This window comes from Marivirga tractuosa DSM 4126 (genome assembly GCF_000183425.1).
Classification (GTDB): domain Bacteria; phylum Bacteroidota; class Bacteroidia; order Cytophagales; family Cyclobacteriaceae; genus Marivirga; species Marivirga tractuosa.
In genome coordinates this window covers 529513-546365 of the sequence record NC_014759.1, presented here as the reverse complement: position 1 = coordinate 546365, position 16853 = coordinate 529513, and the positions used below count along the sequence as shown (strand labels likewise).

General features: G+C 36.6%; 8 protein-coding genes. 7 read left to right on the top strand and 1 reads right to left on the bottom strand.

Features of this window, described 5'->3' with window-relative positions; all coding sequences use genetic code 11:
* Positions 1–9: 9 nt before the first annotated feature.
* Positions 10–780: a hypothetical protein gene (locus FTRAC_RS02070; protein ID WP_041649419.1), complete on the bottom strand. Its 771-nt coding sequence runs from the start codon at positions 778–780 to the stop codon at positions 10–12.
* 18 nt (positions 781–798) lie between these two features.
* Here FTRAC_RS02070 and FTRAC_RS19750 point away from each other — a divergent pair, with 18 nt between their 5' ends.
* The 7 genes from FTRAC_RS19750 (at position 799) to FTRAC_RS02040 (ending at position 16735) form a co-directional block, all read left to right on the top strand.
* A complete protein-coding gene (locus FTRAC_RS19750) occupies positions 799–939 on the top strand; it encodes a hypothetical protein (RefSeq protein ID WP_185094424.1) in 141 nt (46 codons plus the stop codon).
* Positions 940–961: 22 nt separating this feature from the next.
* Positions 962–1159 carry a hypothetical protein gene (locus tag FTRAC_RS02065; protein WP_013452568.1) on the top strand — a complete coding sequence of 66 codons (198 nt, stop codon included), beginning with the start codon at positions 962–964 and terminating at the stop codon, positions 1157–1159.
* Between the two features lie 945 nt (positions 1160–2104).
* Positions 2105–8845 carry a cadherin domain-containing protein gene (locus FTRAC_RS19080; RefSeq protein ID WP_013452567.1) on the top strand — a complete coding sequence of 2247 codons (6741 nt, stop codon included), beginning with the start codon at positions 2105–2107 and terminating at the stop codon, positions 8843–8845.
* A 36-nt stretch (positions 8846–8881) separates the two neighbouring features.
* A complete protein-coding gene (locus FTRAC_RS02055) occupies positions 8882–9841 on the top strand; it encodes a PorP/SprF family type IX secretion system membrane protein (protein WP_013452566.1) in 960 nt (319 codons plus the stop codon).
* 431 nt (positions 9842–10272) lie between these two features.
* Positions 10273–14817, top strand: coding sequence for a PAS domain-containing protein (locus tag FTRAC_RS19075; protein WP_013452565.1), 4545 nt, complete (start codon positions 10273–10275; stop codon positions 14815–14817).
* Positions 14817–16151 carry a sensor histidine kinase gene (locus tag FTRAC_RS19070; protein WP_013452564.1) on the top strand — a complete coding sequence of 445 codons (1335 nt, stop codon included), beginning with the start codon at positions 14817–14819 and terminating at the stop codon, positions 16149–16151. The genes FTRAC_RS19075 and FTRAC_RS19070 overlap by 1 nt, the downstream gene beginning before the upstream one ends.
* A 158-nt stretch (positions 16152–16309) precedes the next feature.
* On the top strand, positions 16310–16735 hold the full coding sequence (locus FTRAC_RS02040; RefSeq protein ID WP_013452563.1) for a response regulator: 426 nt from the start codon (positions 16310–16312) through the stop codon (positions 16733–16735).
* Positions 16736–16853 lie beyond the last annotated feature (118 nt).

Here is a 16853-nt window from a genome sequence, read left to right as displayed (position 1 = left end):
TACCCAATTCTATAAAGGTCCAGGAATGGTATTGTCAATCTCCACCAATGCAAGGGCATTGAATGCACCGTTTTTAAGCGGGTACATAGTCCCATTCACCTCCTGAAGGAATTCTACTCCAAAAAGCAAAAAGATAGGTTCTTTTCCACCAGAAGGAACTGTAGCTGTTAAAGTAATGGCAGCTTCAGTTTGAGGACCAATAGCAATTTCACTGCTTTCATCTGTATTAAGATTGAAAGTTTCCTCTGCAAAATCCACTTTACTTGTGGCAGCCACCAGTCGCATATGACTTGCCCCTCCAGGAGCAGCAAAAGTATTCTGAGGAATGAAGCTAGGAATATTCACAGTAGCTTCACCAGCTGCACGGTCAATAGCTACTGTAAAAGGTGCATACATGGTTGCATTAAGCTTTCCATTTTGATTGAACTCGAAACCCTTCAGCAATTCAATATCACCATCAGAAACCGTTCTTTCCCCTCTATCGTTGGCTGTATCGCTTTTCACAACCTTCACCATTTCTCGGGTCATTCGGCTGGCCACTCTACCATCAGCAGCTTTCAAAAGCAACGGTCTAACCGAAGTTCTCAAAAGCCTACCAGCTTTTCCAGCCCTTCCAAATTCAGCGCCATTTTCTCGAGTTCTTTGGAAGGCAGGATCATTCTTCATACGCTCTTTGTCAATGCCGCCTTTTTCTCTGGCCAGATAGCCATCTTTGGTTTTGTAAAAAGACAGATCCCCGATCTTTCCTTTCAATTTGATAATTCCTTTTTGTCTTGCCATAATTGAAAAATATATTTGATGAGCAGGCAAAGTATTCCTCAAATGAGCGTTTGTCAAAAACTGACTTCCGTTAAAGGTCGTGTTGTCTTAATTGGTAATTATTGTCGTTATAGCTTTCAAGAAATTGGCTATATTAGTATACAGCATCCTTATGGATAAAGTATAGATAAAGTATAAGATTATGATATTGAAAAGAACCGTTATCTATCCAAAGGACATACAGCGCATTACAGGTAAAAGCGAGCGCACTGGAAGAAGGTTATTAGAGAAGATTCGAGAAAGAAGAGGGAAAGAAAAACACCAGCTCATAACAGTTTCCGAGTTCGCAGATTACACTGGAATAGATGCTGAAACAGTCCAAGAATACCTCACCGATTAAGCCAATTTATTAGGTTCTAATCCAGAAATTTCCCGCCTTTTATTCATAAAATTTGCCCTTTTTTGTGTATATTTAGTATAACAAAGAAACGTTCTTTGGCAGTATGTAGTGGAAATTAAGTCATTAAAAGACAGCAATTTAGAATATTATTTTGGTGTCCAATTAGTGTCCATTAAAACAAGATTGGAAGTAAATAACTGTAAAACAGTAACTTATAAAATTAAGGTGTAATCCTGAACGGATCACTTAGCTAATTTAATTAGCTTCAAAAAGCCTTAAATCTTATGATTTAGGGCTTTTTTGTTTGATTTTGTATCCTTCAATTGTTCGATGTAGTCCTTTTTTCGGATGGGTATCTTAAACTATTCTTCATCTATATTGATGATAGTATAAATAAAACAGCCTTTTTATTGCTGATGGCTAATTGGTTCTCCAATGCTGCATTTTGTTTTTCTAAAAGCTTTAGTCTGACCTCAAGCTCACCCTAGATTTATAAAAGAGTCATTTGCTTTAAAGTTCATCCCCGCGTGGGTGTGAGATTTTTAATTGTTAGGGGGGAGGTAGCTTAAATCTATTTTGCGTTCATGAATTTTCATTTTGAACCTATCGACTAAAGATAATTATATAGTAAATCCACCTATTGGGTGCAATGTCTATGTTGAAGGATTAGTTTATCTTATACCTAAGTATTGATTAACGATAAGTAGTATCTTTTTTCATATACATGGATATTTGATCTAGACTAACATTAATATAATACAAATAGCGGATCGTTTTTAGACGTAATATTTCAGATATTTACTGGAATTTAAAGTCTATTAAAGCCGTTTAAAGGATGTTTTAGTGGTTTTTATAAGTATATTACCTATTTAAAAAATTAGGGGTAACACATACATTATATATTGATATAATCTAGTTTTTTGTGGTGATCAAAATAATTATACCATGAAAAACAAATTACTATTCACAATTATTCTAATCCTTTCTTGGGTAGGCGTGCAAGCCCATTCTGGTGGTGTATGGATTGCCAATGATGGATGTGGCCACTGGTACGCTATCGTATTTCATTATCACAATAATGGAAGTGCAGGCTCCATTTCTAGTTCGGCTAGAGCTGGTCTTTATATCGACTATGATCAAGACGGAGTATTCAATGTAAATGGACAAACTTACGCCTATACTAATGCTGCAGGATTTACCACTTCTAATGGCGACTTTCAAAGATTTACTAATTGGATTAACCTCACGGACAAGTCAATGTCGGCTAATGGATTTGCAAATAATGCAGCTACTCAAGCTGAAGTTTTGAATTGGCTTAACAGCAATAAAAACTTTGGGAAAAACTATTCAATAGATGTTGCGATTGACGCTGGTAGTTATTCAAGTACTTGGTATGAAGCATTAGTCGCTCCCATCAAGCCTCTTTCTCCTGGGGTATACAAATCTTCAACCTCTACATCATCTATGGTTGAAAGTCCCATAGGATATACTAATCCTTTTGATTTAAATTACACACCAACCAATTTCATTGGTTCTCTTACCACGCAAAGCACTTGTGGGGAGACTTTAGAAATTGATGCAAGTTTAACTCAAACTTGTGTAGAAGAATATGGATTGGTTTATTCTTTGACTAATGAGTTACCTTCAGTTGATGATGCAGATGTTACGAAACAATCATTATGGAACGGTAATGCAACAGATTTCGAAAACGAGGCCTTCAATTATACGGTAAATGTGGACCCTGCAAACGAATTCAAAGATCATTATGTAAGAACTTATTACTTACAAAATGTATCGGGTACGTATTTTTACGTTTATTCGCCTTTAATTTCTGCGATGCCTTTAGATCCCGACTTAGATTGTGATGGAGATGGTATTACTAATGGAGATGAAATAGCGACTTCAGATGCTAGTAAAGATACTGATGGAGATGGAACCCCTGATTACCGAGATCTTGATTCTAATAATGATGGAGTAACTGATAGTGAGAATACTGTAGACCCCGATTGTGATGAAGATGGCATAAAGGATTTTCAGGATTTGAGTTATGATCCAGAAATTCAATCACAGCCTTCCAATTCTACCATCTGCGATTTAGAAAATACAGCTTTTAGTGTGACTGCAACCGGTGGAGGATTATCTTATCAATGGCAAGTAAATGAAGGGTCAGGATTTGTGGATTTAGCAAATGATGACATTTACAATAATGTGACAAGTAGCACATTGAATATCACGGGTGCAACCGTTGGAATGGATGGTTACTTATACAGATGTGTTATCAATTCTACCTCATGTAATACTTCTTCAACTTCTGAAAATGCAACTTTAAGCATCAATTTTGTAAATGCACCTCTAACTACGGATGTTACTTACATTCTGGAAGAAACTGCCTCAGCTTTAAGTACACACATTACTGGTCAAAATTTAACATATTATGATGCAGCAACAGGTGGTGCCGGTATAGTACATGAAATCACTCCTCAAACGAATAATGTAGGAGTAACGGAATATTGGGTTAGTCAAACTGTGAATGGATGTGAATCTGGCAGAGCGAAGCTCACGGTAACTGTGGAATTTCCTTATGAAGTTGCAGGTTCGAGCAATTCAAAAAGTAGTCTTTATGCTATTAATAGCAAAGTTGATCAGACAATCACCATTGCAGGTAGTGGGGAAATAACAAATCCAAAAGTTTATATTGATGCAGGATATCAACAAGGTGATCAGCTTAAAACAGGTATTGAATTGCCATCAGGAATATCAGCTAGCTTCGATACGAATAGCGGTAGTTTGAATTTCACAGGTACCGCAAGCACAGCAGTATGGCAAGAGATATTTAGAAATGTGATGTTTTCTTCAACATCTTCAAATACCGATGATCGAACAATCTCTTTCATTTTAGAGAACGGTATTAGCCTTAAAGTGGATGGAAAGGATCATTTCTATCAATACATAACAGGTAATAAAACATGGGCTCAAGCGAAAACAGCTGCTGAGGGTATGACATTTTTAGGTATGCAAGGTTATTTAGCAACTGTTAATTCTCAAGAAGAAAATGATTTCATTGAAGAGAAATTGGCAAGCGATGGATGGGTTGGTGGTTCAGATGACTACAACTATATCAATGCTGCTGCTGGATCTATCCTTTATGCAAATCAAGCAAGTGCCGAAGGAAATTGGTACTGGGTGACAGGGCCTGAAAAGGGAACGGCCATTTCAAGTGGCAATGGTTCGCCCGTAGCAGTGGATGGTGCTCTTATGAATTGGAATCCTAATGAACCTAATAATTCTTCTGGAGAGCATTATATGCAATTATATTCCACTCAGAATGGTAAGTGGAATGATCTACCGGGCGGATATTCTCTAAATGGTTTTGTTGTAGAATATGGAGGTTACGATAATGAAGTTTCACCTACTATTCAGCATAGCCGAGTTATTTCATTCAATCAAGAGGCAGATCTCACTATGTCTGTAAACAGTATTGACGAAAATAGTGCATCAGGTACTGTCTTGTTTTTACTAGAATTAAGTGGAATTGAGGAGGGAATGGATATTAGTTTTACATTGATAAATGGTGATGGTGATACTGATAATAATTTGTTTTCTATTGTAGATAGTAAATTAGTTACGGCAAGCATTTTAGATTATGAAAATAAGTCCAGTTTATCAGTCAGAATTAGTGCTGAAGATGAATATGGAGCAAGTTTTGAAAAAGCTTTAGTAATTGGCGTAAATAACCTTAACGATAATGCGCCAGTAATCGCTGCAGACCAATCATTCAGTATTGATGAGAACAGTACTCAAAACACAGTAGTAGGTACTATTTCAGTGAGCGATGCAGACGGAGCCACGACTTATGAGAATTGGACCATCACGGCAGGAAATACAAACGAAGCATTCCAAATCAATGCGAATACAGGAGAGATTTCAGTACAAACTACTGACTTGGACTTTGAAGCAGTAGGTGCTTATACTTTAACTGTAACAGTTCAGGATGGAGCCAACACTTCAGCATCAGTTGATTTGACAATCACTATCAATAATTTGAATGACAATGCTCCAGTAATTGCTGCAAATCAATCATTCAATATTAATGAGAATAGTTCTCAAAGTACAGTAGTAGGTATAGTTGAAGTAAGTGATGCTGATGGTGCAACTACTTATGGGAATTGGACAATCACTGCTGGAAACACCAACGAGGCTTTCCAAATAGATGCTGCTACTGGCGAGATTTTGGTAAATACTACTGATTTGGATTATGAAGCAGTAGGTGCTTATACTTTAACTTTAACAGTTGAAGACGGAGCAAACGCTTCTGCATCTGTTGATTTAACCATTGATGTTAACAATCTAAACGACAATGCACCAGTAATCGCAACAAATCAGTCCTTCGATACTGATGAAAATAGTGGTCAAAACACAGTAGTCGGCAGTGTTTCCGTAAGTGATGCAGATGGCAGTACTACTTATGAAAACTGGAGCATCACGGATGGAAATACGAACGAAGCATTCCAGATTGATGCGAATACAGGAGAGATTTCGGTACAAACTACTGATTTGGACTATGAAACTGTAGATGCATATACTTTAACTTTGACAGTTCAAGATGGAGCGAACACTTCCTCTGCGGTTGATTTGACAATTGATGTTAACAACCTAAATGATAATGCACCAATAATTGCAGCAAATCAGTCCTTTGATATAGATGAGAACAGTGCTCAAAATACTGTAGTGGGTAGCGTTTCAGTAAGCGATGCAGACGGTGCAACCACTTTTGAAAACTGGGCTATCACTGCCGGAAATACAAACGAAGCATTCCAGATCGATGCGAATACTGGAGAGATTTCAGTACAAACGACTGATTTGGACTATGAAGCAGTAGGTTCTTATACTTTGACTGTAAGTGTTGAAGATGGAGCGAATACTTCTTCCGCTGTTGATTTGACCATAGCCATCAACAATCTGAATGACAATGCACCTGTAATCGCTGCGAATCAATCATTCAATATTAATGAGAATAGTTCTCAAAGTACAGTAGTAGGTACTGTTGCAGTAAGCGATGCAGATGGTGCTACTACTTATCAGAACTGGGCGATAACAGCAGGAAATACGAACGAAGCATTTCAGATCGATGCCAATTCAGGAGAGATTTCAGTAAAGACTACAGACTTGGACTATGAAGCAGTAGGTGCTTATACTTTGACTGTAACTGTTCAAGATGGAGCTAACACTTCTTCAGCCGTTGACTTGACCATAACCATCAACAATCTGAATGACAATGCACCTGTAATCGCTGCGAATCAGTCATTCAATATTGATGAAAACAGTGCGCAAAATGCAGCAGTAGGTACTGTTGCAGTAAGCGATGCAGATGGTGCTACTACTTATCAGAACTGGGCGATAACAGCTGGAAATACCAATGAGGCTTTCCAGATTGATGCTAATTCAGGAGAGATCTCTATAAAAACCGAAGACTTAGACTTTGAAGCAGTGGCAGCCTACACTTTAACAGTAAAAGTAGAAGATGGAGCCAATACTTCCGATGAGTTAGATGTTACAATCGATATCAATAATCTAAATGACAATGCTCCAGTGATTGCAGCTAATCAGTCATTCGATATTGATGAGAACAGTGCGCAAAATGCAGTAGTAGGTTTTGTTGCAGTAAGCGATGCAGACGGTGCAACCACTTATGAGAATTGGACTATTACAGCAGGAAATACGAACGAAGCATTCCAAATTGATGCAAATACAGGGGAAATCTCAGTAAAGACTACTGATTTGGATTATGAAGCAGTAGGTGCTTATACTTTAACTTTAACAGTTGAAGACGAAGCAAACACTTCTGCATCTGTTGATTTAACAATTGATATTAACAATCTAAACGACAATGCACCAGTAATCGCAACAAATCAGTCCTTCGATATTGATGAAAACAGTGTTCAAAACACTATAGTAGGTATTCTTTCAGTAAGCGATGCAGACGGAGCGACTACCTATGAAAACTGGACCATCACTGCTGGAAATACAAACGAAGCATTCCAAATTGATGCGAATACAGGAGAGATTTCAGTAAAAACTACAGACTTGGATTATGAAGCAGTAGGTGCTTATACCTTGACTGTAACTGTTCAGGATGGTGCAAACACTTCAGCAACAAATGATGTGCTAGTTAATATCAATAACTTGAATGATAATGTACCAGTTATAGCAGCTAATCAAATTTTCAGCATAAATGAGAATTCAGTGAAAAACAGCTTAGTAGGTACTGTTGAAGCCATAGATGCTGATGGTATGACCCAACTTATCTGGAGTTTGACCAACGAAGAAGGTGAAGAGGCTTTTGAAATTGATTCGAGCAATGGAATTATCAAAGTATTGGATTCTGCTTTGCTAGATGCAGAAAAGAAGACGCAATTCATGGTGGAAGTAATAGCGAGTGATGGGATGCATGAATTTAGTGCGGGAGTAACAATCAATATTTTGAATATCAATGATAATGCACCTGAAATTGCAGAAAATCAAAGCTTCACGATTGATGAGAATTTATCAAACGGCACTTCTGTTGGTCAGATATTGGCTGCAGATCAAGATGCTGCTACGGTACTTGGGAACTGGGAAATATTGGGCGGCAATACAGATGAAGCATTCAAAGTAGACCAAACTACGGGTGTCTTGAGTGTGAAAAATAGCGCTGCCTTGGATTTTGAGACTAGAGTTGGTTTTACTTTGACTATGAAAGTAACAGATGGTGAATTAGAAAGCCGGGAAACAGAGATTACCATTCAATTAACTGATTTGAACGATGTAGCGCCTACAATCGAGGATAATATTAGCTTTTCAATTCCAGAAAATAAACCTAATGGTACTGAGTTGGGGATTATTACAGCTAGTGATTTAGACGGAAATACTGAATTGACTGAGTGGGCAATTATTTCAGGCAATGATCAGAATGCCTTTAACATAAATGAGAATTCTGGTTTGCTTGTAATAAATAATTCCGATGCGCTAGATTATGAAACAATTAGTCAGTTCACTTTGGGTATTACTGTTTCGGATGGTACTAACACTAGTGACGTCAGAGAGATTGATATTACAATTCAAAATGTGAATGATAACCTACCAACATCTTTAAGCTTAAGTAATAAGCAACTAAATGAAGCGGATCAAAGCGGAACAGCGGTAGGATATTTTACAACGGATGATGCGGACCTGATCGATCATTTCACATATAAATTGGTTAGTGGAGAAGGTCATGATGACAACGATTACTTTGAAATTGTTGGGGATGAATTATTCACCACTAAAAATTTAGATTTTGACTATAATAGCTCGCTTAAAATTCTAGTAAGAACAGAAGATAGTGGAGGAAACGCATTTGAAGCTAGTTTCAATATCACTGTTTCGGCTGATATGGAGGTCGAACTAAGTATTCCAACTGCTTTCACACCTAATGGTGACGGAAGTAATGATACCTGGGAAATTGACAGAATGGGTAATTATCCAAATAGTACCATCAGAATTTATAACAGTGATGGCATCGAAGTATTCAGAAATACTGGATATACGCGACAATGGGATGGTTACTACAATGGAAAATTAATGTCTATTGGTAATTATTACTACATCATTCAGCTTAATGACAACACTGGAAAAGTTTACAAAGGCAGTGTAATGATCATTAAATAATCCATAAATCAATAGTAGAGATAAAAAAATAAGGATATGAAAAAGATCATCATAATAATCATAATACATGCTTTATCAATTGGTTTGATAAAGGCACAAACTAACCCGCTTTTGGGCCAATATATTCAAAATTTACCAGCATACAATCCGTCATTGGCGGGGGTAAATGACTTTCTGGATATTAATGCAGGTTTCCGTCAACAATGGGTTGGTTTTCAACAAGCACCTCAAACCAATTATGTAAGTGCTTACAGTACCATTAAGTTTGATGGAGATAAAGAGAGAAGTGATTTTGCACAATCCCTAAAGCATGGTGTTGGAGGTTTTGTCATTCTGCAAAATCAAGGCTACTACAGACAAACTGAAGTTTCATTTACTTATGCTGTTCATGTGCCAGTTTTTAATGAGACCTATTTTTCACTGGGTTTATCACCAAGTTTCTACAACAATAAAATTGATTTATCAGATTTATGGGTGAAAGATGAGTCAACAGACGAAACTTACCAATCGGTGATGGAAAACGGTTATTCCAACACGTTTTTACACACCAATATTGGGATTTCTTTGTACTCGTCTGATTATTATATTTCCTATAGTTTAATGGAAGCCTCTGAATTGCAATTAAGAGGGAATGAAGACACCAATAATAATATCAGTAGAGGGAGGCATCATATCATGGGAGGTTATCGATTCCAAATCAACCAGGACTTTGACATCATTCCCAATACATTTATTAGGATTGATCAAGCAAGGCCAACTTTTTATGAATTGGGAGTTCGTTCTCAATACCAAGGAAATCTTTGGGCTGGACTTTCGTACAGAAATGACAATACTTTGGTTAGCATGTTAGGTATTCATTTTAAAGAAAAATACAAAATAGGGTATGCTTTTGAATACAAATGGGGAGAAGTTTCTCAATATAATAGTGGCTCGCACGAAGTTGTATTGGGTATTAGGTTGTTTGACTACAACAAAGCAGGCATAAGTATGTGGTAATGCTTATTTTGATTAATCAGAAAGGCCGGACTAATTGTGTCCGGTTTTTTTGATTTATATTTTAAGGTGTTCACTGAGTACACGCTGGCAATGCAAGCAAATCAAATTTATTAATCGTTGTTAGAAGATATCAATCTTATTTGCAGGTTCAAGTTATTTTTGAGCTTTTAATTCAGAATATTTAGAGGCAAATTTTAATACCGTCAAGCTTTTATTCTGGCTCTCCAGTATATCTTTAAACTTTCAATACGTCATATTTCATAAATAATGATTATTTCCTGCCTGTATATTTTAAGTTCTTTAAACATTTTAGATTTTTGCTTGAAACTTCGTATTTTAAATTTTAGGAACTAAAAGTTCCAACTGATCTGTGGTACCATTGATTAGATATACATATTTGATAATACTTCAGAATTAATTGCCATTTTATCATGAAAAAGCCTGATTATAGTAATTTTTTCTATTTCAACCCGCTCCCGTCATGGGTTTATGATCTGGAAGATCTTCGGATTTTTGATGTTAATCAGGCAGCACTTGACCACTATGGATATTCACAAAAAGAATTCCTTGCACTTACTATAAAAGACCTACGACCGCCAGAAGAAGTTCCCAAGCTTATCAAGGCCCTTCTAAATACAAAAAGAGTAGAAGGAAATATCTATATCGGCATATTTACCCATAAAAAAAAGGATGGTACTCTTATCCAAATGGAAGTCAACGGACACAAGGTTGATTTCAACGGTCGTCAATGTATGCTAGTGGTTTGTCAGGATGTAACAGAGCAAAAGCAGAAGGAACTCCAAAAAGAATTATTGGCGGATATCAGTTTGGATTTTTCCTCTGAAAGTGACCTGTTTTCTGCTTCAAAAGCCTTATGCAAAACCATGTGTGAGTATGGTCAGTTTGACTTTGTGGAATTATGGCTGCCTAATATTGAAAATACACTTGTTCAATTAAGTGCAAAAATTGCTACCTCTACTCAGGCAAAAAATTTTTATGACTCCTGTGAAAATGTAAGGTCTTTCAAACCTGGAGAAGGACTATCGGGTAATGTATGGGCTAAAAAATCTACATTGCTTTGGAAGGGTATTAGCAAGAAATCTGAATTTGTTCGGCAAAAGGCTGCAGAAAAGGCGGGAATTCAAACTGCATTGGGCATTCCTCTACGCTTCAATGATCAGATTGTAGGAGTGCTGCTGATAGGGACTCAGAACAAAGCGAATTATTTGAAAACATACGTCCAGCTTTTTGAAGAACTTGAACATTTTATAGGATCAGAAATCAACCGTAAAAGGCTAGAAAATGAATTAAGCCATTTATATGAGGCAATTCCTGATATCGTGAGCGTAGGAGATTTTGAAGGCAGATTCTTGCGCATTAACCAAGCAGGTTGTGAGCTTTTAGGCTATGAAGAAGAAGAGATCTTATATCAGGGATTTGAGAAATTTATTCACCCGAATGACTTGCATATCGCCTATAAAGAATTGGGGCGTCTAGAAGCAGGTGAGAGAAACTTTGGATTTGAAGTACGCTTTTTGACAAAATCAGGTGAAATATTGTGGTTGAGTTGGTATTGCAAAGTAAACATCAATGAAGGGTTGATTTATTGTTCTGCTAAAGATATTACCCAAGAGAAAAAATTGAGCCAGCTTAATAGGCAAGCAAGTGATCTGGCCAAAGTTGGAAGCTGGGAATATGACCTGATTGAAGACGATCTATTTTGGTCGGAAAAGGTGCACCATTTACACGAGACGGACCCAAATTCTTTTGAGCCAACTATCGAAAGAGCTATTGACTTTTATAATGAAGACCATAAATCATATGTTAAAGATCAAATTTATAAAAGTATCAATGAAGGAGTTTATTTAGATTATGAAGCCATTATTGTTTCTAGAAGCAAGAAAGAACGATGGATCAGGGTAATAGCTAGTCCCGAGTACATTCAAGGAAAATGCGTTAAGTTGATTGGCAGTTTTCAGGATATCACTGATCGCAAGGAAGCAGAATTGGGAGTAGTTAGAAGTGAAGAAAAGTTCAGGACTATTTTTGATATTGCTACCTTGGGAATAGCACAAGTTGATCCTTTAACAGGAAAAATCAGCTTAGCTAATTCCTATTACGAAGTTATCACTGGTTATACCATTGATGAGCTCTTGAATATGTCTTTTGTGGAATTTACGCACCCAGATGACAGGAAGAAGGATTGGGAATTATTCAGTAAAGCAGCTCATGGAGAAGGGGAATATAGAAATGAAAAGCGTTATCTAAAAAAAGACGGGACTATTGTTTGGGTCCGTCTACACGTAGCCTTCATTAGAGATGAAAAAGGGAAGCCCCTTAAAACGGTAACAATTTGTGAAGATATCACCGATCGTAAAGAAGCTGAAAGCCGATTACAAACCCTAGCGGACAATCTACCGGGGGTGGTTTTTCAATATCATCTTTATGCCGATGGTACAGATGCTTTAAAAGCTATAACCAAAGGCGCACAAGAGATTTGGGGATTTGCATCTGATGAAGTAATGGATAATAATCAATTGGTCTGGAATCAAATTCTATTGGGGGGTGATATGGAATATGTACAAAATAGTATTCATGAGTCTGTTACAAGCAAATCAAAGTGGTCGGCCCAGTGGAAGTATGTGATGCCTAACGGAGAATTGAAAACTCATTTAGGTTACGGTTCACCTGCTTATTTGACTGATGGCACAGTCGTGTTCAACTCGGTAATTTTAGATATTACAGCAGAAACCAAAAACGAGGAGTTATTAGAGCAGGTCTCAAAAATGGGGAAAATCGGTGGCTGGGATTTAAATTTAAAGACCATGACACCCTATTTTTCAGATCAAACTTTCCAAATCTATGAGCTGCCTCCGGGCAAGGCTCCCAAAGTAGAAAAAGGTATCCATTTTTATGCGAAGGAAGCACAGCCCATTATTAATAAAGCAGTTACAGAAGCCATAGAAAACCATACGCCCTATAATTTGGAACTACCATTTATCACGGCAAAGGGTAATAAAATTTGGGTGAAGACTTCTGGTAAAGTTGATGTAATAGGCGGAAAAGCAAGAAGGCTATATGGCGCAATTCAGGATATAACGGAACAAAAATTTGCAGAACAAGAATTGAAATCAGTAACTGAGCGTCTTCAATTAGCTACTGAGGCTGCTAGTATAGGAATATGGGATTGGGATATTGTACGAAATAAATTGATATGGGATGACAAAATGTACGAAATCTTCAATATAAATCCTTCTGAATTTAAAGGTGCATACGAGGCTTTTGAAGTAATGGTGCATCCTGATGATATTCAACAAGCAAACAAAGATGTCCAAAATGCTATAGATGGAGTGTCTGAATTTGATAGCAATTTCCGTATCATTTGGAAAGATAATTCTATACATTATCTCCAAGCCAATGGCTTGATCGAAAGAGATAAAAACGGAAAAGCAATTCGCATGGTAGGTACCAATTGGGACATTACCAAGGAAAAAATTGCAAAAGAACAAGTTGAGCTTGCATTACAAGAAAAGAATAATATACTGGAAAGTATAGGTGATGCATTCTTTGCCGTAGATAGAAATTGGGAGATTACTTATTGGAATAAAGAAGCAGAAAACGTATTGGGTAGAAAGCGTGAGGAAATTGTAGGGAAGAATTTATGGGATGTATATGCTGATGCCATTGATTCTGATTTCTATCGCCACTATCATAAAGCAATGGAGACTGGCGAAGACGTAGAGTTTGAGGAGTATTATCCTACAGTTAATAAATGGTTTACTGTATCTGCATATCCTTCTCCAGAGGGTTTATCGATCTATTTCAAAGATGTGACATTCAAGAAGGAAGCTGATCTTCGTCTAGTTCAAGCCAATGAAAGATTTGAAAAAGTTACCGAAGCAACATCAGACGCCATCTGGGATTGGGATATTTTAAGTGACAGCTTTTATAGGTCTGATGCCATCGACCGTTTCTTTGGTGAAGGCACTGTTAAAAGGTTAGAAGAAAAAGAATTCTGGCGAGACAGCTTCCATCAGGAAGATATGAAAAATGTGCAAGAGAGTTTACAGTCAGCCCTACAAGATTCTTCTTGCAAGCGCTGGGAAATGCAATACCGCATTTTTAATAATAAAGACGAAATAGTTTATGTAAGAGATCGTGCTTTAATAGTGAGAAATCAGCAAGGAGAAGCGATAAGAATGATAGGCGCCATGACGGATATCACTGAAAGGAAGAATTTTGAAAAGCAATTGATTGAACTGAATGATTCTCTAAAAAAACATACTCATGAATTAGAATTGACTAATCAGGAGTTGGAGCAATTTGCTTATATAGCTTCTCATGATTTACAGGAGCCTTTAAGAATGGTAACTAGTTTCATGGATTTATTAAAGAGAAAATATGAAGATCAGCTAGATGATAAAGCACTTCAATATATTGGTTTTGCTACTGATGGAGCTAAGCGTATGAAAACGATCATATTGGACTTATTGGATTACTCTAGGGCTGGGAAATTGAATATGTCTCAAGTGAAGGTCAGCACGAAAAAAATTGTAGATGACTACAAAATATTAAGAAAAAAGGCAATCAGCGAAAAAAATGTTAGGCTTGAGGTTTATAATTTACCTACCGTAAAATCTTATCCAGCACCCTTGACCCAAACGATCCATTGCTTACTTGATAATGCCATTAAATATTCAAGAAAGGGAGTACATCCAATTATAAAAATTGATGCCGAAGATCTTGACGGTTTTTGGCAATTTAAAGTGGAAGACAACGGAATAGGAATTGAACCTAAGTTTTTTGAAAAGATCTTCATTATTTTTCAAAGGCTTCACAACAGAGATGAATTCTCCGGTTCTGGTATAGGTTTGGCCATTGCTAAGAAACATGTAGAATCGTGGGGAGGAACTATTCGAATCGAATCAACTATAGGAGAAGGTTCTACATTCTATTTTACCATACCAAAAGCTTGATGAGAAATATTTGGCAAAAATATAAGGATACTATTAGAAGGAACTGTTCTCTAAGCAATGAAGAATCTGGAGACAGTGTAAATTATTGGAGAAACACACTGTTTTCCACCACCATGATTTTTGTGTTGCCCCTTTGTTTCATTGCGTTAATCCCGTCTTTGTTTTTAATCACATTTGAAAATAAAGAGTATATAACAATACTGCATTTTATCACTATTGGGCTGATGCTTTTTATTGCATTTGCCCCTAGCGTTAAAGTAAAGGTGAGGAAATTAATTTTTTCTTTAACCGTATATGCTTTTGCCACCATGTTAAATGTTTTTACCTCACCTTCTTCAGGTTCAGTTTTGATTTATTTCTATGCAGCTTGTGTTTTCTCTATCATTATCTTTGACAATAAATATGCTTATTGGTGGAGCCATCTCGTTTTGTTAATATCGGTAATGTTTGGTCTTACCATACATTTCGAGTTGCTGGATTTTGAATATAATGTTGATATGAGTTCTGTCAATGAATGGGTTGCCGTTAGTTCTAATGTTATTTTCGTTTGCTACTTGTCTTCAGCGCTCATTCCTAAAATTTTCAGTGGACTGGAAAACCATATCAATGAGCAGAACAGACTAAGGAATGAACTTGAGAAAAGTCAGGATGCATTACAGCTTAAGAATGCTGAACTTGAGGAATATGTATTTGTGGCATCCCACGACCTGCAGGAGCCTTTAAGGTTGGTATCTAGTTTTATGAATAAATTGAACGCTAATTACCGAGGTCAATTGGATGAAAAGGCACTCCAATATATCCATTTTGCTTCAGAAGGGGCAATGCGGATGAAGCAGATTATCCTGAATTTGTTGGATTATTCAAGAGCAGGCAGAACAACTGAAGATCTTGAAATGGTTGATGTGAATCAAATAGTCTCAGATTTTATAGACTTAAGAGCAAGTGTTATCTCTGAAAAATCAGTAACTATTGTCTCAGGGGAACTGCCAACCTTAAGTGCCAATAAAGTAGCAATGGCTCAGGTACTTCACTCATTATTAGATAATGCCATTAAATACTCAAAGGAAGGAATTGCACCTCAGATAGAAATCGAAGCGATAGAAAATAGAGATGAATGGTGTTTTTCCATCAAAGACAATGGCATTGGAATTGATCCTAAATTTTTCGATAAAATATTTCTCATATTTCAACAACTACATAATCGAAACGAATATGAAGGTATGGGAGTTGGCTTGCCCATTGCCAAGAAACATGTGAAGTCTTGGGGAGGGGAAATTTGGGTCAAATCTGAAAAAGAAAACGGCTCAATATTTTATTTTACTATCCCTAAATGATATAAATTGTTTAATTTTGCGAATAGTAAATAGTAAACATTAAACGAGCATAAGAAATAGACTAGGTCGCGAAATGCAAATCGCAACTATGTTGCTTGAATCAATTTTTTTATTGATACAGCTTTGATATTTTATGAATCGTAATAATTCCAATCAAAATGAAGCAAGCCAATATTTTGTTAGTAGAAGATAATGAGGGGGATATAATTCTTACATTAGAAGCATTTGAAGAAAGCAAAATAAAAACAGAAATTAATGTTGTTAAAAATGGAGAGCAAGCTTTAGATTATGTTTTTCAAAGAGGAGAATACTCCCATGCAGTAAGGCCCGACCTAATTCTTCTTGATATTAATATTCCTATTTATAATGGCCATGAGGTTTTAAAGAGCATAAAAGAGGATAAAGTCTTGAAAAAGATACCTGTGGTAATGTTAACTACTTCTTCCAATCCCAAGGATATAGATAAGGCTTATGAAAGCCATGCTAATAGTTATGTCAAAAAGCCCTTAGATATGGATGATTTTTTAAAAGCAATACTTCAGATAGAGGAATTCTGGATTCAATTATCTACCATGTCTGAGTAAAAAAGAGGAGGCTTATTTTGTGTGGAAGACCGCCTGTATATATTCAAAGCTTAATACGGTAATTTATATCTCTTTAAAGTATAGAGATAAATATGAAAAATAGCATCAAGAAAATTCC

Bases quoted from the DNA above. Each gene is read 5' to 3' on its own strand.
- FTRAC_RS02070 (WP_041649419.1), bottom strand. From the start codon at position 780: ATGGCAAGACAAAAAGGAATTATCAAATTGAAAGGAAAGATCGGGGAT.
- FTRAC_RS19750 (WP_185094424.1), top strand. From the start codon at position 799: ATGAGCAGGCAAAGTATTCCTCAAATGAGCGTTTGTCAAAAACTGACT.
- FTRAC_RS02065 (WP_013452568.1), top strand. From the start codon at position 962: ATGATATTGAAAAGAACCGTTATCTATCCAAAGGACATACAGCGCATT.
- FTRAC_RS19080 (WP_013452567.1), top strand. From the start codon at position 2,105: ATGAAAAACAAATTACTATTCACAATTATTCTAATCCTTTCTTGGGTA.
- FTRAC_RS02055 (WP_013452566.1), top strand. From the start codon at position 8,882: ATGAAAAAGATCATCATAATAATCATAATACATGCTTTATCAATTGGT.
- FTRAC_RS19075 (WP_013452565.1), top strand. From the start codon at position 10,273: ATGAAAAAGCCTGATTATAGTAATTTTTTCTATTTCAACCCGCTCCCG.
- FTRAC_RS19070 (WP_013452564.1), top strand. From the start codon at position 14,817: ATGAGAAATATTTGGCAAAAATATAAGGATACTATTAGAAGGAACTGT.
- FTRAC_RS02040 (WP_013452563.1), top strand. From the start codon at position 16,310: ATGAAGCAAGCCAATATTTTGTTAGTAGAAGATAATGAGGGGGATATA.